At 36.4% G+C, this 20,477-nt stretch carries 13 protein-coding genes; all 13 read left to right on the top strand.

From position 1 onward, the window contains the following. The first annotated feature begins 47 nt into the window (after nucleotides 1-47). The 13 genes from E7K77_RS01875 (at nucleotide 48) to E7K77_RS01815 (ending at nucleotide 20,394) form a co-directional block, all read left to right on the top strand. The gene (locus E7K77_RS01875; protein WP_325306024.1) at nucleotides 48-851 is read left to right on the top strand and encodes a DUF3100 domain-containing protein; all 804 of its coding nucleotides are present in this window, start codon (nucleotides 48-50) and stop codon (nucleotides 849-851) included. Further along, the gene (locus tag E7K77_RS01870; RefSeq protein ID WP_077708453.1) at nucleotides 844-1,305 is read left to right on the top strand and encodes a hypothetical protein; all 462 of its coding nucleotides are present in this window, start codon (nucleotides 844-846) and stop codon (nucleotides 1,303-1,305) included. Before E7K77_RS01875 ends, E7K77_RS01870 begins: the two co-directional genes overlap by 8 nt. Nucleotides 1,306-1,437: 132 nt before the next feature. Continuing rightward, a complete protein-coding gene (locus tag E7K77_RS01865) occupies nucleotides 1,438-2,757 on the top strand; it encodes an amidohydrolase (RefSeq protein WP_077708452.1) in 1,320 nt (439 codons plus the stop codon). Nucleotides 2,758-2,891: 134 nt separating this feature from the next. Next, a complete protein-coding gene (locus tag E7K77_RS01860; RefSeq protein ID WP_024062585.1) occupies nucleotides 2,892-4,757 on the top strand; it encodes a ShlB/FhaC/HecB family hemolysin secretion/activation protein in 1,866 nt (621 codons plus the stop codon). A 31-nt stretch (nucleotides 4,758-4,788) separates the two neighbouring features. Beyond that, on the top strand, nucleotides 4,789-11,427 hold the full coding sequence (locus E7K77_RS01855) for a two-partner secretion domain-containing protein (protein WP_325306023.1): 6,639 nt from the start codon (nucleotides 4,789-4,791) through the stop codon (nucleotides 11,425-11,427). 710 nt (nucleotides 11,428-12,137) lie between these two features. Continuing rightward, nucleotides 12,138-13,013, top strand: a complete 876-nt coding sequence (gene glyQ, locus E7K77_RS01850) for a glycine--tRNA ligase subunit alpha (RefSeq protein WP_021148183.1) — start codon at nucleotides 12,138-12,140, stop codon at nucleotides 13,011-13,013. A gap of 1 nt (nucleotide 13,014) precedes the next feature. Further along, nucleotides 13,015-15,066: a glycine--tRNA ligase subunit beta gene (glyS, locus tag E7K77_RS01845; RefSeq protein ID WP_077708450.1), complete on the top strand. Its 2,052-nt coding sequence runs from the start codon at nucleotides 13,015-13,017 to the stop codon at nucleotides 15,064-15,066. Nucleotides 15,067-15,232: 166 nt separating this feature from the next. Continuing rightward, nucleotides 15,233-15,619, top strand: a complete 387-nt coding sequence (locus E7K77_RS01840; RefSeq protein WP_077708654.1) for a MarR family winged helix-turn-helix transcriptional regulator — start codon at nucleotides 15,233-15,235, stop codon at nucleotides 15,617-15,619. A gap of 142 nt (nucleotides 15,620-15,761) precedes the next feature. Next, the gene (gene rplS / locus E7K77_RS01835) at nucleotides 15,762-16,103 is read left to right on the top strand and encodes a 50S ribosomal protein L19 (RefSeq protein ID WP_004695921.1); all 342 of its coding nucleotides are present in this window, start codon (nucleotides 15,762-15,764) and stop codon (nucleotides 16,101-16,103) included. A gap of 184 nt (nucleotides 16,104-16,287) precedes the next feature. Then, nucleotides 16,288-17,193 (top strand): ribosome biogenesis GTPase YlqF, encoded by a 906-nt coding sequence (gene ylqF, locus E7K77_RS01830; RefSeq protein WP_060919830.1) that lies wholly within the window; start codon nucleotides 16,288-16,290, stop codon nucleotides 17,191-17,193. Further along, nucleotides 17,186-17,983 carry a ribonuclease HII gene (locus tag E7K77_RS01825; protein WP_077708449.1) on the top strand — a complete coding sequence of 266 codons (798 nt, stop codon included), beginning with the start codon at nucleotides 17,186-17,188 and terminating at the stop codon, nucleotides 17,981-17,983. The genes ylqF and E7K77_RS01825 overlap by 8 nt, the downstream gene beginning before the upstream one ends. Nucleotides 17,984-18,276: 293 nt before the next feature. Then, entirely contained in the window at nucleotides 18,277-18,675 is a 399-nt protein-coding gene (locus tag E7K77_RS01820; RefSeq protein WP_004696986.1) for a YraN family protein, read from the top strand. Between the two features lie 12 nt (nucleotides 18,676-18,687). Then, entirely contained in the window at nucleotides 18,688-20,394 is a 1,707-nt protein-coding gene (locus E7K77_RS01815) for a YifB family Mg chelatase-like AAA ATPase (protein ID WP_077708448.1), read from the top strand. The last annotated feature ends 83 nt before the right edge of the window (nucleotides 20,395-20,477 follow it).

The raw sequence follows: 20,477 nt of genomic DNA, 5'->3' as shown, positions 1-20,477 counted from the left end.
TTTATAATATAACAATGTTATATTATGTATTTTTACAGGAGGTCATTATGCAGCTTTTGGGAAATCTCAAAATACATTTTCTAGCGCTCGTACTAACTGTAGTCGCTGAATTTATAGGCATAAAAAAACTAGGTCCTGTTGTATTATTGCCATTATTGTACACATTGATTCTAGGTTTATTAATTTCTATTCCTAAGTTTAAAATTCTTACGATTAAACAGATGGAAAAATCTGCCGATTATATCGGTATCGCCGTTATGATCTTGATGGTAAAAGTAGGACTTGGTATCGGTCCAAATCTTGGTATTCTTACAAGTGCTGGCTGGGCATTGTTATTACAAGAGCTTGGTCACTTCTTCGGTACTATTGTATTTGGTTTACCAGTAGCTTTGCTAGTAGGCATGCGTCGCGAAGCAGTAGGTGCTTGTTACTCTGTAGACCGTGAGCCAAATGTAGCGATTATCATCGATAAATTCGGTTTTAGCTCTCCAGAAGGCCGTGGCGTTATGGGCATGTACATCTGTGGTGTTCTTATCGGCGCTATGTGGTCATCTGTATTGGCAGGTATGTTAGCACAATCTGGCTGGTTTCATCCTTTGGCATTAGCTATGGGCGCTGGCGTAGGTAGTGCTAGTATGATGGCGGCAGCTACAGCTCCAATCATTGCAGTATATCCTGATTACGAACAACAAATTATGGCTCTTGCAGGGGCTGCAAACTTGTTGACTACTGTTCTAGGCGTATACTTTGGTTTATTTGTTTCTTTACCAGTTATGGAGAAAACATACAACTTCTTTACAGGTCGTACCCGGGAAGAAGATTTAGCAGAGGAGGCAGCACATCATGAGTAAAAGTGAAAGATTAACACAGTTTGTCATCGTTATCTGTATTGCTGCTATCATCACTGCAGTCGGTAATGTAATGGATGGTAAACTTCTATTTAGCGATAGTTTAGTTGGCGTAGCTATCTTGGCAGCTCTTGCTACAATCGGTGCTTTGATCTCTAACTTGCCATATGCTAATAAATTGCCTATGGTATTCTGGGTGTCTTTAGTTGGTGTTATTGCATCCTTACCAGGTATGCCTGGTCAAGAATGGATTATCGCAAAAACTAGCCAAGTTACATTCTTAGCTACTACAACACCTGTACTTGCCTATGCAGGTTTATCCTTAGGTAAAGACCTTGGTGCATTCCGTCGCTTATCTTGGCGTATTATCCCTGTTGCACTAGCTGTAACAGCAGGTACTTTCATCTGTGCAACAGCATTAGCCCAATTAGTACTTCATTTAGAAGGTTTAATTTAATACTAAATCATAATGTTAGATGTCTAAATTATGTTAAGATATAATTATAGAATTATATTTTAGAAGATATCTATACATCATGATGACATGATCGACCGTATTTTATACGGTCGATTTTATAAAGGAGATATTATGAGCCGTATGACAAAGGAAGAAGTAAAGCAACGTGTTTGTAAAGCTATTGTTGATGCACAACCGCGTTTACGAGAATTGGCTGAATCTATTATGGCTGAACCAGAATTGGGTTTTAAAGAGGTAAAAACCTCTAAAAAGGTTCAAGCTATGTTTGATGAACTTGGCATTTCTTATACTACTGGCCATGCATTGACAGGTGTAAAAGGTAGAATGAAAGGTCGAGATAGTAAATATACGGTTGCAATGGTGGGGGAATTAGATGCCATTCTCTGTCCTCGCCATCCTCGTGCCGATGATTTAACAGGGGCCGCCCATTGCTGTGGTCATAATGTACAAATTGCGAATATGTTTGCTGTCGCTATGGGTTTACAAGCTGTGGTGGACGAATTAGCTGGCGATGTTGTATTATTTGCTGTTCCGGCAGAGGAAATGATTGAAATTGATTACCGCAATAAATTGCGTGAGCAAGGTAAGCTTAAGTATATGGGTGGTAAGCAACAGCTCATCTATGAAGGAGCTTTCGACGATATTGATATGGCTATGCAAATGCATGTGGAGACAGCCAAAACACCAGCTGGTGAAATGGGGCTTGGTAGTACCTCTAATGGTTTTGTATCTAAACTGATTGAATATCACGGTAAGGTAGCCCATGCAGCACAAGCACCTCATGAAGGCATCAATGCTCTTAATGCTGCTTTGATGGGGGTTATGGGGGTTAACTCCATTCGTGAAACTTTCAAAGAAAGCGATTATTTCAGATTCCACCCAATCATTAATCAAGGTGGTACATTGGTAAATTGTGTGCCTGATTATGTTCAAGTTGAAAGTTACGTGCGTGCCTCTAATATTGAAGCTATTGTAGATGGCAATCATCGTGTAAACCGGGCCTTAAAAGCCGGTGGCGATGCAGTAGGAGCCACATGTGTTATCCATGACCTACCTGGTTATTTACCGATGCGTAATGATGAACGTATGAATGCTCTATTACGAGAAAATTCAAATCCTATCTTTGGTGAAGCCAATATATACCAAGGCCCACATATAACAGCTAGTACAGATATGGGGGACGTATCTCACTTGATGCCGGTCATCCATCCATGGGTTGGTTGTATAAGTGGTGTACTACACAGTGCGGAATATGAAATCTCTGTACCTGATGTAGCGTACATTAAAACAGCACAAGCATTGGCTATGACAATCGTAGACTTACTATACGATGATGCAGCAGGTGCTAAAGATATATTAGACAACTTTACACCAGCCTTAAATAAAGAAAGCTATATTGAACTCTTAGACCGTATTGCTAAGGGTGAATAAAATAAACCGCCTATCGAAGATGAATTGATTTATCTTTGGTAGGTGGTTTTACAGTTTAAACTCTCTATTGACTGTCAAGATAAAAACATAATAAAATATAAAACAGATTTATATTTTATTACAAAAGGAGCAATATGAAAAAGAGAGAGTTATTATTCTGTCTAAGTTTAGTGTGTATGGTACCAATACATATTTTGGGTGCTAAACCTATTGATACTCAAGAACAACTAGATAGATCGAGAGAACAACAACTAGCGAGAGAGGCGCGGCTTGGAGAGGGACGAATTACAGTACAAACAGGTGGAATAGATTTTTCATCTGGTTCTTTAACACCACAAGATGGTTATACAGTACCGGCACAACAGCCAGCACATGTAGAGCCATCTTTTTTTGTATCTCATATCCGTGTTGTAGAAGAACCTATTAGTCAGTCTGCAGAATTAACATATAGTAATATGATAAATACTACTATGGATCAGACGACATTTGTGGATAATAGTTCTGCAGCAAGTGTACGATTAATTAAAGGTCCATTATATTATGAAGCACAAAAAAAGAAGATACAATTAGATGTGCCTAACGAGTTTACGTTTCTACGTAAAACAATTAAACCATTTGTAAATCGCAAACTTACAGTTGAAGATGTAAATAGATTATCTACTAGCTTAAATACTGCACTTATAGAACATGGATACGTCACGTCTCGGATTGGTATTCCATCCCAATCATTAGCTTCAGGTAATCTACAATTTAATTTACAACTCGGTCGCGTAGAGTCTGTCTTATATAAAACGTATGCACAACCATTGCCATGGCAAAATGCATTTCCTATTCGTGAAGGGGATATCCTTAATATTCGAAATATAGAACAGGGGATAGAGCAAATGAAGCGGATTGGTTCTCAAAATGTGTCTGTTGAGCTTGAGCCAGGAACAAAACCGTTAGCTACGAATATTGTACTTGAAACTACTAAAAAACCACCAATTCATGGAATGATATCCATAGATGATTCTGGACTAAAAGATACTGGTAAACTGCAGTGGACGGCTGCAATTGGAGTTGATAGGATATTTAATGCTAATGATTCATTAAACTTAAGTATTAATCGAGATGCTGCTCAAGATGGTGAACGAAAAGGTAGTCGAAACCATACTATTTCTTATTCAATACCTAGAGGGAAGGACACCTTTAGTATTTCCTATAGTGATATGAAATATCATCAAACGATTAATTCTATGGCTACTCCATTTATTAGTTCTAGTCATGCAAAGACTGTAAGAGGTTCGTGGAATCATGTATTTCATCGAGATCGAATGACTAAGCGTAGTTGGGATATTATTATCAGTAAGCGTAATGCTAAAAATTATATTAATGATGTAGAAATTGCTGTACAACGTGCTAATACAGCTTCTTTAGAAGTAGGTATATCAGAACGTAGATACATAAAGAAAAATACATTATACTCTAGAGCAGCTATTAAACAAGGGGTTGGTTGGTTTGGTTCGCAACCAGAATATGGTAATGGAGCGCCTAGTACTCGATATACTCAACTATTGTTAGATGTCGATTATCAAATTCCACGTATATGGGGACATAGACCAGCAAGTATAACTACATCTTTCCATGGACAATGGACATTAGGGGATAAACGTTTATTCTCTAGAGATATGATTAGCCTTGGGAATCGATATACTGTACAAGGATTTGATGGTGAAAATACACTAATGGCTGAAAGTGGCTGGTATATGCGTAATGAGGTTGCTAGTTACATCCCTAAATGGAAATCAAGTGTTTATGCTAATATTGATTTTGGCGCCGTATATGGTCCAAGTACAGAGGTATTTACAGGAAAATTTATTGCTGGTACTAGTCTTGGGATAAGAGGGCAATTTATATCTGGATTATTCTATGATGTATTTGTTGGGGCTCCTTTATATAAACCAAGTGGTTACAAAACTGATTCTGTAACCGCAGGTTTCCAAGCAGGTGTGCGGTTCTAATATAGTATACGTATTAATTGAGAGAGTAAATATGAAACAAAAACGATTACAATATAAAATTGCAGTATGGCTTACTATGGGGCTAATGATCGTTGACCCTTTAGTCGTACCGTTTGTATATGCAGAAAATCCTATAGAGGTAGATCGAAATGCGCCACATGAAAGACAAGCCATGATTGGACAAGCTGCTAATGGTGTCACATTAGTAAATGTCGTAGGCCCTAGCGCTGGTGGAGTATCTAGAAATGATTATACTAACTTTAACGTACCACAAAATGGTGTAATTCTTAATAACTCTTACCAAATGTCTAATACCAAGCTTGGTGGATATGTTCCTGGTAATACTAATATGATGCGTGGTTCTGCCAATGTCATTGTTAATGAGATTACTTCACACAATCCAACCAATATGAACGGGTTTATTGAGGTAGCAGGTCATAAAGCTTCAGTAGTTATAGCAAATCCTAATGGTATTACTGTAGATGGTGGCGGATTTATCAATACAGATCGAGCAGTATTAACTACAGGTAAACCTGAATATGATTTATCAGGAAATCTAAACTCATATCGGGTGGAGCGAGGAATTGTTGCTATTAATAGAAACGGTCTTAATGCCAAAGAGGCTAACTCGTTACAAATTTTAACAGAAGCAGCGAGTGTAAATGCTGGAATCTGGGCAAATTCGATCGAAGCTCGCACGGGTAAGAACAAAATAGATGCTAATACATTAGACACGCAAAAAATTGGTAATTCTAACAATATTGGCTTAGATGTATCCGCAATTGGGGGTATGTATGCAAATTCTATTACTCTGAAAGGGACCAATACTGGTCTTGGGGTAAATGTTAAAGGTGTAGTAAGTTCTTCACAAGCCTCTAGTATTACTAGTGATGGTCAAATTGTAGTTGATGGTGGCGTTACAAGTAATGGCAATACTATTTTAGATGGACAAAGTATAGCAATTCATTCAAATGGTGTGGTTCAAGGTGATTCCTCTACAACTGTACATAGTCAAGAAAAGGTAAACAATAATGGTCTTATCAACTCTGGAAATACTACAACTATAAATGCTAAATCTATAGATAATCATGAAGGTGGACGTATTTATGGTGATACAGTAGATATTAAAGCTAATATAGTTACAAATCATACTAATAGTGAAATAGAAGAACGCTATCATAAAGCTGGTAAAGAGCTAGAAAAGGCAAAAAATGAACTTGATGCTGAATGGAATGCTGATATATCTAAATATAAGACCAAGCCTGAGTTAGACGCACATCGTCAACGGATTAATGATTTAACAAAAGCGTATGATGATGTACAAGAGAAAGTTACTGCTCTTAAGGCAGAACTAGATTCTCATAAGTCTGGTGTAATTGCGGGTCGTAATCACGTTAATATAACTTCAAATACAATAGATAATACTGGTAAAGGTCTCATTTATAGTGGTGGAACTATGGACTTTATTGCTAAAGATGGTATACATAATAAAGGGGCGACTATTAAAGCTACAAAGTCTATTAAACTTGATACTCCTACAGTAGAAAATAATAATGTTGCGTTAGGAACCAAGCGTGTTTCAGATGGGATTACTAAAAATCCAGATAAAATAAAAGTTACTCATCCAAATCATAAATTAGAAGGTCAGGTATTTGATAAGTCTGAGTTCCCATATGCTGATGATTCAAGTGGTTATGGTACACCGCATGTAAAACCAGTTAAAACGCCTGAAGATGAAGCTTATAATAAGGAAATGAATAAGAATGAGAACCGAATAAATCAGTTTACAATCATTAGAAGTGAAGCCGAACAAACTCACAAAAAGATTACCAATGATGATCCAGGTATCATTAGTAGTGGTGGTGATTTAGTAACTACTGGTATACTTTATAATGATAATAGCAGCGTGATTTCAGGAGGAACTTTTAAAACAAAGGGCTCTATACAAAACATATCAGATATGATTAGTGATAAAACCTTTATTACTGGAACTACTCAAGAGAGTAGAACCGAAAAGAAAAGGAAACGTCATGGTTATAGAAGTAAACGTATACGTGTTTGGGGCCCTGAAGTCTTTATGACACCGTCGATTACTGAAGAAAATGTAAAACCAATTGGTACTCTAAAAGAGCACGCTGAAGATAAAGTATCCAAAGCTACTATTGCAAAGGTCAATGATAGTTTAGATCCATATGGTCTGGGTGGGGGCAAAGGTAAAGCAAGTCAAACCATAGATGGTTTATCGTTACCAACAGAGGCACTATATGATATTCATCCTGCTATTACGGCTAATGCTTTGATAGAGACTGATCCTGCTTTTACTAATCGAAAGAATTTTTTATCATCTCAATTTATGATTGATGCCTTGGCAAATAATCCTGAAAGAAGATCCAAACGCTTAGGTGATGGATTCTATGAACAGCAACTTATTAATGAGCAAATTGTATCAGCTACAGGTAAACAATATTTAGAAGGTTATACAGATAATGAAGCTGAATATAAAGCTTTATTAGAGGCTGGTGTAGCTTTTGGTAAAGCTTTTAAATTAACACCTGGAATTGCTTTATCTAAAGAACAAATGGACGCTATAACAACAGATATGGTTTGGTTGGAAACTAAAACCGTTATAGTAGATGGAAAAGCGCAACAAGTTTTGTATCCTAAAGTGTATTTAGCCAAACAGTCTGCTAAATCTATGGATACAATGGGGGGAATTATAAGTGGCAAAGCTATCGTTAGCAATGCTAATACAGATATTCTAAATCAAGGCATTATGACTGCAGATACAATTGTATTAGGGGCTCTTGATGTAGAAAATACAGGGCGTATAGATGGACGTACAGTTACTATTAAAGCATCTCAAGATGTAATAAATACTGGTAATATTCATGGTGATAAACAAGTTTATATTAATGCTGGCCGTGATATTAATGTAGGTACTCAGGTAGATAGATTACAACATCAAGATGTTGTTGGTCGTCAAGGTACTATAGGTGTAGGAGAAAAAGGTGATTTAGTTTTATCTGCTAAACGAGATATTAACCTTAAAGGAGCTATTGTTCATACTGGAGATAATTCCAAAGTAAGTATTGATGCTGGTCAGAATATTAATGTAACAACAGAGGCATTATCTGCTAAAAAGGATATGACGGTTAATAGTGATAATTATAATCGTACTGACCGCCGTACAGAATTAGGTACAGCTATTTTAAGTGATAGCAATGTTACTTTACGAGCGGGAAATGATGTAAATATCCGTAATGGTATTGTTAATAGTGAACATGGCTTAACATCAGTTGAAGCGGGAAATGATGTTACTATCACTAATGGGAAAAGCTATAGCCGTGATGAATATGGTCTAAAGTATAAAGAAAAAAGTTTACTATCTCGTACAACTAATATCATACGTACAGATCACGAACACACAGGTGTGCTATCTTCAACTATTGGTGGCGATACGATTAATGTGAAAGCTAATCGTAATGTTTCGGTAACAGGTTCTAATATTTTAGGAACAAACGATGTATCCGTATCTGCAGGTAATGACGTGCGTACAGATTCAGGTGAAGAAACACAACGTGATGATGTATATCAATATAGTAAAAAATCTGGCTTAATGGGCGCTGGTATAGGCTTTACTATTGGTAGTAAAAAAGTGACTGATACAACAGATGGCAGATATAAAAATCAAGTTGCTACCAATATTTCTTCCTCTAAGGACGAGATAAATGTTAGTGCTGGTAATTCAATTCACAGTACAACAACAAACTATTTTAGTAATAAACCGATAGACTTATCTGCTCAAAATGTAACGGTTGATGGAAAACATAATACTGCACATGTAGTGCAAAGTCACGAGGAGAAGCGTTCCGGTCTTACTGTAAGTGTTGGTGGTCAAATTGTTAATGAATTGAATGCTGTTCAGCAACTTGGTAAGCGTGCTAACTCTAGAAAAAATAGCAACTTATCAACATTAGAGTATCTTGAGGCTGCAAATACTTTAAAACATGCTTATAATGATGGGACTTCTTATAAAAATGCTAAGATAGAAAAACTTGTAGAAAAAGAAAAAGATATACTTGCTAAGGCTGATGAACTTAATAAAGCATATCAGGCAGAACATCCTGAAGAGAGCAATGCTATGCATCCAGATGTAAGAACAGCGATTAATAATGTAAATAATAGAATTAAAAAAGATCGTTTACTCAATATACAAGTAGGTATTGGTTCAAGTAAATTTAAACAGCATAGCGAACTTAATCAAGAAAATTATATAGGTAGTTCTATAGGGAGCAAAAATAATGTAAGTATTACTGCAGATAGTGATAATAGTGACAAAGGAAATATTCATATTAAAGGTAGTATTGTAGAGGCTCCAAAGGTTAATCTAAATGCATCAAATAACTTAAGTATAGATGCAGGAACGAACTCTTTAGTACAACGCGATACATATACAAGCTCAGGATGGTCTGTTGGTGCCACAGTTAGTCCTCACGGTAATGGTGTTATTGGTTTAGATGCTAATGTGTATAAAGGTAAAGAAAATGCATTAGAGACAACTAAGACGCATACTGGAACTGTTATTCGTGGTAAACAAGTCAATACTGTCTCTGGAAATGATACAGAAATTATTGGTTCTAAGGTCATCGGTGAAAGTGTGACCACAAAAGTTGGACATAATTTGAATATTGAAAGTTTACAAGATACGAATGACTACCATAAAATAAGTAAAAATAAAGGTATATCTGTATCTTATGGAATGAGTGGACCTGTAAGAGTTGGATTTGATAATTCGAGAGGCACTACAGACAGTCACTATGCAAGTGTTACAGATCAGGCTGGTATATACGCAGGTGATGGTGGATATAATGTACAGGTAAATAATGCAACTACACTTACAGGTGGTATAATTAAAGGGAGTCCTGATAAATCCAAGAATAAATTATCCTCTAATTCTTTAAAAATGAATGATATTCAAAATAAAGCATCCTATTCAGCAAAAACTTCTGGATATAGTTTATCTACAACTAAACGCTCTAAAAATAATCCGATAGGTATTACTGGCAGCCCTAAAATGGGGATTCCTGTGAAAGGTAATTCTAAATCAACTACTCATTCTGCCATCAGTGAAGGTATCATTGAAATTGCTGAGAAAGAATCTTTAGAAAAGATTAATCATGATACGGAACAAGCATTAAATAAACTAGCACCGATTTTTGATAAGAAAACAGTAGAAGAAAAACAAATTCTTTTATCTAAAATTTCTGATCATGGATATAAATTAATTGGTGATATTGCTGTTAGCGAACAAAAAAAATATGTAATATTAGCTGAATCTGCTGAAAATGCTAATAATGAAAAATTAGCAAAAGAATACTTGGACAAGGCTAAAAAATGGGATGATGGTGGAATTTATAAAGTTGCTTTACATGGTGCGCTTGGTGCAACTATATCGAAGCTTTCTGGATATGATTCTTTTAATGGATTTAAAATTAGTGCAATAAATGAAGTTACACAACCACTTCTAAGAAAAATCGATAATCCTGACATGCAAAAGTTAGTTAGTATAATTTTAGGGAAAAGTATTAGTGATCAATCAATAGCAGTGCCTTTGATAAATTCAGCCGTTGATAATAATTGGTTGACCCATGACGATCAGCTAAACTTGTTACGTGATTATAGAAGTTTTAAGTATGGAGAAATTAGTTTAGACGAATGGGTTAGAAAACTTGCTTATTATGATACCCTTATGTGGTATGAATACAATCATAATTCAATCTATAAAACTAATAATGAAACATCCATACTTTTAAATGGTGAATTGGAAAGTAGTATACCAGAAGTAATTGGATCGGGTTCATTCCAAGATATTATGAACAATTTAGTATATAAATATGTTACATCAAATGGCCTAGAAGATTCATTTAGTATGTACAAACAAGAGGCTAGTTCTAGAATTGTTTCTTCTAATAAAGCATATGAAGACTCCTTGCTAAATGACTATATTGATAAATATGGTGTAGAAAAAGGGCGTGCATTATATGGATATGAAAAACAGAAACGTGATAGAATCAATAATAATTCTATTAATAATTTAACTTTAAGTGTTGATAAAGATATTTTATATAATAACCACACTAGTACAACCAAAATATTTGACTATAATTTAAATTCTAATAATCCTAATGATACTATAGAAGTTAGTAAACCTACTAATAGTATAAGTACTAGAGATTTAGAAAAGTCGGTTTTAACTAATACTACATCTGAGTTGACCAATCAACCTTTAAAGGGGTATTTATATTATACTGAGAATGCTAAACCTGCTTTTAGAGTAGTTAATAGATTGGGGGGGGTTTTTAGTATAGGAAGCATGACAAATGATTTTGTGCAAGACTATTATACCTATAGTGGAACCAATTTAGTTAAAGCTTGGGGGACAAATTTAATTCCTCCAATAGGCTCTGCAATAGGAGGTGCTTATGGTACTGCAGAAGGATTCAAACTAGGATATCCTTATGGACCAATTGCGACAGCAGTTTCATCTTATTCTTTAGGAACTTTAGGAAGTATTTCCGGTGGAATAGCAGGAGATATAAAAAAAATGGAGCTACGACAAGATATTCCGACAGATGAAGAGATTAGAAAACGAGGTGAAAATAATAAATGAAATTAGTATATTATTTTGCTACTATATCCTTGTTTTTAGCATTTGCCTATAGTGTAATTCAATATATTCGAAGATCTAATGAGGACATAAATGAAAAATATAGATTAATTAGTTTAGGAATATTTTTAGTTGTATTTTTTGTGGATTTTAAGTTCTTAGATGATATAAATAAACAATTTAAATATCTAGTTGAGTTTTTACTATTATCATTCAGTACCTACTTGTTTTCGCTAATATTTAAAAATAGTAACCATAAATGGATTTACTATTTATTTACTTTCTTTACTATATTGCTATTTTTAATGGCTATCTTATTTTCTATATAATTTTATTCAAGTTATATATTTAGCTAGATATAGGTATTAATTTATTTTTCAACATATATTTGGGGTAAAAGTTTTAGATAATAGTTTGACATTCATCCCTCTCTATTGCTACAATATTGTGTATAATATATGCGATGAAGCAGAGTAGTAAACCTCTCTAGCGAGTGAGGATGGTGTAAGCTCACATTTGGTTGAAGGCGCTGTAGAGCATTGGCAGGAACGCAGGTATCTGTTAGTAAAGGCCAACATAGAAAAAAGAGGGCGCAAGCCAAATAGGGTGGAACCGCGGGTATACTCGTCCCTGTAACGTTTTTCGTTACAGGGACTTTTTTGTTTGTAACGAAATGGTTGATTTTATGTCGGTTGTGTAAAGTGGAGGCAGCAATGACATTTCAAGAGATTATTTTAAATTTACAAAAATTCTGGAGCGATCAAGGTTGTATCGTTCAAAATCCATATGACATAGAAAAAGGTGCAGGTACAATGAATCCTGCTACATTCTTACATGCTATTGGTCCTGAACCATGGGCTGTATGTTATGTAGAGCCTTCTCGTCGTCCAGCAGACGGTCGTTATGGCGATAACCCTAACCGTTTGTTCCAACATCATCAATTCCAAGTTATCGTGAAACCATCTCCAGATAACATCCAAGAATTGTACTTACAATCTTTGGCTGCATTGGGTATTCATGCTGAAGATCACGATATCCGTTTCGTTGAGGATAACTGGGAATCTCCAACATTGGGTGCTTGGGGTCTTGGTTGGGAAGTATGGCTCGACGGTATGGAAGTAACTCAGTTCACATATTTCCAACAAGTTGGTTCCATTGATTGTAAACCAGTTTCCGTAGAAATTACATACGGTTTAGAACGTTTGGCTATGTACATTCAAGGCGTAGAAAACGTATATGACCTTAAATGGAATGAAAATGTTACATACGGTGATGTTTGGCATGCTAACGAAGTTGAACAATCCGTATACAACTTTGAATTAGCTGATACAGATATGCTTTTCAAATTGTTTGATATGTACGAAGCAGAAGCAAAACGCGTTTGTGCAGCTGGTTATGTATTACCAGCTTACGACTATGTATTGAAATGTTCCCACACATTCAACTTACTTGATTCCCGTGGCGCTATTTCCATCAGCGAACGTACTGCTTTCATCGGCCGCGTACGTGCATTGGCTCGTATTTGTGCACAACAATACCTCGCTAAACGCGAAGAGTTAGGTTTCCCACTTTTGAAAGGAGATAAATAAGATGGCAAAAGATTTATTATTTGAAATCGGTGCAGAAGAAATTCCTGCCGGCTTTATGCCAAATATCTTAGGTCAATTGAAACAATTGGCTGAAACAAAATTAAATGATGCCCATCTTTCTTTTGAAAGCATCGCAACATACGGCACACCACGTCGTTTGGCTCTTATCGTGAAAGGTCTTGCTGACACATCTGCTGAAATCAGTGAACGTCATAAAGGTCCTTCTGCGTCTATCGCATATGATGCTGACGGTAATGCCACAAAAGCAGCTATCGGCTTTGCTCGTGGTAAAGGTCTTGATGTAGCTGATCTCGTTGTAGAAGACGGCTATATTTACGCTGAAACCAAAACTGCAGGGGTTCCTGCAAAAGATATCGTCACAGATATGTTACCTCAATTGATTACAGGTCTTAACTTCCCTAAATCCATGCATTGGGGTAATTTAGATGCTAAGTTCGTACGTCCTGTACGTTGGCTTGTAGCTTTACTTGATGAAGAAGTAATTCCTGTAGAATTTGCTACTGTAAAATCTGGTAATGTAACACGTGGTCATCGTTTTTTAGGGGCTGATGAAATCACTATTAAAAATGCAGCATCCTATGTAGATACATTAAAAGAAAACTTTGTTATGGTTGATCAAGACGCACGTCGTGAATTGATCTCCAAACAATTACATGATATGGCAGCTTCTAAAAATGCATCCATCGTTTGGGATGATGATTTGTTAGAAGAAATCAACTATCTTGTTGAATGGCCTACAGCATTGTGTGGTGGCTTTGAAGAGTCTTACTTGACACTTCCAGATGCAGCCATCATCACACCAATGAAAGACCATCAACGTTATTTCCCATTAGTTGATCAAGACGGCAAATTGTTGCCAATGTTCTTAACCGTTCGCAATGGCTCCGATCATTCTATTGAAGTAGTTCAAGCTGGTAATGAACGTGTATTGCGCGCCCGTCTTGATGATGCTAAATTCTTCTTCAACGAAGACCGCAAGAAACCTCTTATCGACCGTCAAGATGGTTTGACTAAAATTGTATTCCAAGAAGGTCTTGGTAATTTAGCGGATAAAACTGAACGTTTACTTAAATTGGGCCGTGTATTTGGTGAAGAATGTGGCTTGCACGAAGATACAGCTGTTGTGTTAGAACGCGCTACAGAGCTCGCTAAAACCGACCTTACAACCGGTATGGTTACAGAATTCACTGAATTACAAGGTGTCATGGGTAAGGAATACGCTTTACTCGATGGTGAATCCCCTGAAGTGGCAGAAGCTATTTTTGAACAATACTTACCACGTTTTGCAGGTGATGTATTGCCTCAAACTGAGGCCGGTAAAGTATTGTCCATCATCGATAAAGTAGATAACATCGTCGCTACTTTCAGCCGTGGTTTAATCCCTACAGGCTCTCAAGATCCATATGCATTGCGTCGTCAAACAATTGGTATCTTGAATATCTTGCTTGGTAGCGAATGGAATATCAGCTTACGTCCAATCTTCAAAGCATCTATGGAATTACTTAATGTACTAGCTGAAAAACAAGACGAATTGCTTGACCAAGTAGAAGAGTTCTTCACACTTCGTTTGAAAAATATCTTCCTTGATCGCGAAGTTCCTCATCATGTAATTGACTTATTGTTATCTAACAACGAATTGTCTGTTGCTGATGCTGAAGGTCTTGTAAATGCATTGTTAGCTAACCGCATCGATGAAAACGTTGAACTTGTTCAAGCTTATACTCGTATGTACAATCTTGTAAAAGATGTGGAATATACTGGTGTTAATAGCGATTTATTGAAAGAAGATGCTGAAAAAGAATTGTTCGAAGCTGCTTCTAAAGCATCTGAAGCAAGTAGTGCTGCTTGGGAAGCTGGCGATTATGATGCAGTCGTGGCAGTTCCAGCTACTTTAGTTCCAGCCATTAACAAATTCTTTGAAGATGTAATGGTTATGGATAAAGATGAAGCTATTAAAGCTAACCGTTTACAACTCGTTCGTTTAGCATACAGTGTAATGGCTATTATTGGCGATATTAGCGCATTAAAATAACATATTCTAGTAAAAGTTAAAATTTTTATAATGATATACAGGAGAAGAGGTACCGTGCGTACCTCTTTTTTGCTTTTACGAAGAATATGCAAATTTTATGCAGGATTTTTAGAGACTATGACGAATACTTTATAATATACAAAGTTGTATGAGGAGATAGATGATTATGAATCATGATGAATTATATAAAGCCTTGTGTAAGGTGCCAAGCGGCAAAGAAAAGTCTCGTGATAGAATTATTATTGAATTATATATGCGTTCCCAAGGAGCATCACAGAAGCAGTTAGTAGATGCTCTAAATATGCGTCCCGCTACTGTGTCGGAGCAGACAGATATTCTCATTGAATTGGGATATGTTACAAAACATATTGATTATATGGATAAACGTATATCTGTAGTTACTTTAACAGATGAGGGGAAACGGTTAGGCAAAACTCTTTTACATACATTTAACGAATTTCTTAATGTAATGTTCTCTGATTTATCGGATGAAGAACAGGAGAATTTATACCGCTTATTAGGTAAGTTAAAACGACCAATTATACGTAAATAATACGTAATTATTTGGATTATTAAAATAATATAGAAAATACTTGCTAACAGTACGTGATTTATGATACTATATTGCTGTTAATTTGAGACAGTCCGCTGCCTATAAGGTGTAGGTATTGAATGTCTGCAAACAGGAGGAAACAATGAACATTATTAACGTACTTGAACAAGAACAACTTCGTACAGACATCCCTACTTTCCGCGCTGGTGACACAGTTCGCGTACACGTAAAAGTAGTGGAAGGTACTCGTGAACGTATCCAAGTGTTCGAAGGTTTGGTAATTAAACGTCAAAACGGTGGCGTACGTGAAACTTTTACAGTTCGTCGTATTGCATCCGGTGTAGGTGTAGAACGTACATTCCCACTTCACAGCCCACGTTTAGCTAAAATCGAAGTTATGCGCCGTGGTGTTGTTCGTCGTGCTAAATTGTACTACTTACGTAACCTTACTGGTAAAGCTGCTCGTATTCGCGAAAAACGCTAATGTTCATAAAAGGCTGCCGTTGGCAGCCTTTTATTTTTGCTAAAATTAGATATAAATAGTTCTATTTTATTATTCTATGAATTAAAGAATTATAATAGAGGAATATAGAGCTGTAAAAAGATAAATATAAAATATACTAAGTATCTCTATGAGATGTATATAAAGTATGTAGAAAGGATATAAAATGGCAGATTCACCTATCGTACATTGGTTCCCTGGGCATATGGCGAAAGCTACTCGTATGATTACAGAGTACATCAAGAAGGTAGATGTTGTTATCGAGTTATTAGATGCGCGTATTCCTCGCTCTAGTGCGAATCCTGTAATCCTTGAACTCGTTGGTCAAAAACCACATATTGTACTGTTAAATAAAGTTGACTTAGCTGATCCTAAAGCCACAAAGGAATGGACTGAATTTTTTACTAAACAAGGCATTACAGTATTGGCTATCGATTCTAAATCTGGCAAAGGCAATAAAAAATTACTATCTACCGTAGAACGTCTAAGTAAACCTATCATTGATCGTTGGGTAGCGAAAGGTATTCGCAGTCGTTCTGTTAGGACTATCATCTTAGGCATTCCTAATGTTGGTAAATCTACATTGATTAACTCTTTGGCTGGTTCTGCTGCAACGCGTACAGCTAATAAGGCAGGTCATACACGTGGTCAACAGTGGGTTAAAATCGGTAAAAATCTTGAATTGCTTGATACACCAGGTGTATTATGGCCAAAATTAGAGGACCAACGTGCAGCGGCTCGCCTCGCTATGACAGGTGCCATTTCCGATGATGTTTATGATTTAGAGCATGTTATAAAACAACTATTAAATTACTTATTGACGAACACGCCAAATATTTTGGTAGAGCGTTATAAATTAAAAGAAGAAGAGATGACCGATGTTGATACGATTCTTGAAAGCATTGGACGTCGTCGAGGTTGTCTTGTAAGCGGTGGCATTGTAGATTTTGACAAGGCTCGCCGTATTATCTTGCAAGACTATCGCAATACTAAGTTAGGTACAATTACTCTCGATCAAGTTGATGAAGAACCGTACTACCCTGCAGATGGTGAGGAGAGTCATAATGGATAAGGATGTATTTTCTAAGTTAAAAGTAGCAGATATTAAAGCTCTCTTTGAAACTGAACAAGCCTTAGAGATTTTGTCTTTTGCTCAAGAGGATACTCGTAGTTCTGTACAGAAATTGGCTGCTTCTTATATTAAGCGTCAAGAAAAAGAGTTAAAAGAACAGCAACGCCTCATGGGTATGTATGACTATGAAGGCATGTTCTATGATCAAGGTATTTATCATGTGGCTGGTGTCGATGAAGTGGGGCGTGGTCCTATTGCGGGGCCTGTTACGGTAGCTGCTGTTATCTTGCCACCTATGACATTAATTCCAGGCCTTAATGACTCTAAAAAACTAACAGAGGAAAAACGAGAAACACTCTATGATATCATCATGGACGAAGCCGTTGCTGTTAGCTGTATTTCTTACGGTCCAGAAAAGATTGATGAGCTAAATATCTATGAAGCAACGCGACAAGCGATGTATGAGGCTATTCGTACGCTTAGCGTACCAGCTGAAGCAGTAGTAGCCGATGCTATGAAATTGCCTGATTTGAGGATTCCCGTTGAATCCATCATTAAAGGTGATAGCAAAAGCGCTAATATTGCTGCTGCATCCATCATTGCAAAGGTTACGCGAGATCGATATATGAAGAGCCTTGATGATGAGTTCCCTGGCTATGGCTTTGGTATTCATAAAGGTTACTATACGGAATTACATAAAGAAGCTATCGAGCAACAAGGGGTAACACCGCTTCATCGTAAGAGCTTTGAGCCTATTAAATCTATTGTGCGTTGGGTTAAACCTGACTAAATTTTAGTTATTTATATATGGATAATAAATTTATTTTATGATTAGACTATTAAGTTAAGTCCTATAGTCGTATTAGTTTTATTCGTTATATCATTATAAATTGCATATAGTTTATATCCGTAAAGAGGTTCCTATTGGTCACCTATGTGACTATTAGGAACCTCTTTTGTATTTACTTTTGTTACCTCCATAATTTACGCTACAAGTAAGTATTACCTGTTGAAAGATTAATATAGTATAGATATTAAATTCTATGAGTTGTTGTTGCAGATACACCTTATTAGGAGGTATATATGAAAACGATTAGTACTGGTAAAGCATTTAATGAACTCGATTCAAAAGAACTGGGCAAATGGGGGGAACGAGTAGCTACCAATTATATTGAAAAAATGGGACTTACGGTAGTAGATACAAATTATCGAACCCGTTTAGGCGAAATAGACATCATTGCTAAACGTGATTTAGTCTATCATTTTATAGAGATTAAAGCTCGCCGAGGTATGCAACATGGACTAGCACGTGAGGCAGTTACCAAGAAAAAACAAAAGCATATTAAACGAGCTGCTATGTTGTTTCTATATGATTTAAATCAAAAAAAGCGCCGTTGGAAGGAAATATCCTTTGATGTAATAGAGGTGTATTTGCACGAGGACTTTCAAAGTTCTATTCATTATTTACCACAGTGCTTTTAGTGAGGTCAGTTTATGTACGCAAAATTAAATGGAGCCACCTTACACGGCATTGATGGATGTATCATTACTGTAGAGGTTGATATATCACAAGGTTTGCCGGTCTTTGATATCGTTGGACTACCTAATCAATCTGTTAAAGAGGCTCGTGAACGAGTGCGAGCGGCCATTAAAAATAGTGGATACGAATTTCCAATGAGACGCATCGTAGTCAATTTAGCCCCGGCTACAATTCGTAAAAGTAGCGCTGGGCTCGATTTAGCAATCGCTTTAGGGGTTCTGCTTGCATCAGGACAGATAAATGGGCGTAAAGCTAAAATTTCGGCTTTATTTGATAAGAGTTTGTTTATGGGAGAGTTAGCGTTAGATGGTTCGTTATTACCGACCTTTGGGACTCTAGCTATGTCGCTAGCAGGATTAGATGCTAATTATTCAAAAATTTATACAAGTATTGAAAATAGTAAAGTGCTACAGTCTATTCCTAATTTAACTATATATGGTGGATCATCACTACAAGAAATTATTACTATTTTAGAGGAACAAATTAAGCCAAAGGTAGTTGATAAAAATAAACAAATAAGTATCAAAAAAGGAAAAGTAGATAAACACAATGCCAATAAATCAATTCTAGGGCCTTTAGAGTCTATGCCATTAACCGGAAGCAATGAAAATCTAGATACAATCAGTAAACCACAAGTAACTATGATTAGTAATAATTGTGTTGATACGTCTGTTACGGATGAAAGTATAACTATAAAGACTAATCAACCATATACAGTTGATTTTGGCGATGTACAAGGTCAAGAGTTAGGCAAACGAGCCATGCTCATCAGTGCTGCAGGTCATCATCATTGTATTATGATAGGGCCTCCAGGTGGGGGTAAAACGATGATGGCCGAACGATTGCCGACCATATTGCCTCCTATGACTTGGAATGAAATTGTTGAAGTGAGTCGTATACAAGATGTAATAGGTTTACTAGGTGATAATGGGCTAGTGAAATCTAGACCTTTTAGACATCCTCATCATACGGCAACTTTGGCTAGTATGGTCGGTGGAGGGATACAGGGACGTCCTGGAGAGGTAACATTAGCTCATGGAGGCGTATTATTTATGGATGAAGCGCCTGAGTTTCAACGCCAAGTAATCGATGCATTACGACAGCCTTTAGAGTCTAGAACGATTACTATAAATCGGTCTCAAGGAAATTATATATATCCAGCTAATTTTATTTGTATTCTTGCGGCCAATCCTTGTCCTTGTGGGTATTACCATGATCCTTATAAGGAATGTGTCTGTACAGAAACGATGGTTAAAAACTATCAGCAACGGTTATCAGGGCCGATTATGGATCGTATTGATTTGCATATTCCCGTTGAGAGACCGACCCTTGAACAGCTGTTAGATACATCATCTTCAAATATGACGAGTGAAAGTATGAGACAACAAGTTATCATGGCCACTGCTATGCAACAGAAACGATATGAAGGTTTTGACTTTAATTCGAATGGAGCAGTTCCCCATAAGGCAATTAGTGAACTATGCAATATTACAGATAAGGCTTGGAGTGTTTTAGGCAATATATTTGACCATTTTCATTTAAGTGGGCGAGCTTTTGATCGCATATTAAAGGTGGCTCGTACAATTGCTGATTTAGAAGAAAATCCAAAAGTAGAACCACATCATATTTCTGAAGCAATGTTATTTAGAACTGGCAAATAAAGTAATTATCTCATAAATTTAGTAGTTGTTTATTTGCCAAAAGTAGTTGTTTGATTCTATATAAAATTAATGATTATATACTT

The sequence above is a fragment of the Veillonella parvula genome, assembly GCF_032577575.1.
Taxonomy (GTDB): domain Bacteria; phylum Bacillota; class Negativicutes; order Veillonellales; family Veillonellaceae; genus Veillonella.
The sequence above is the reverse complement of the archived record's forward strand: the minus strand, read 5'-3'. Positions and strand labels throughout refer to the sequence as shown.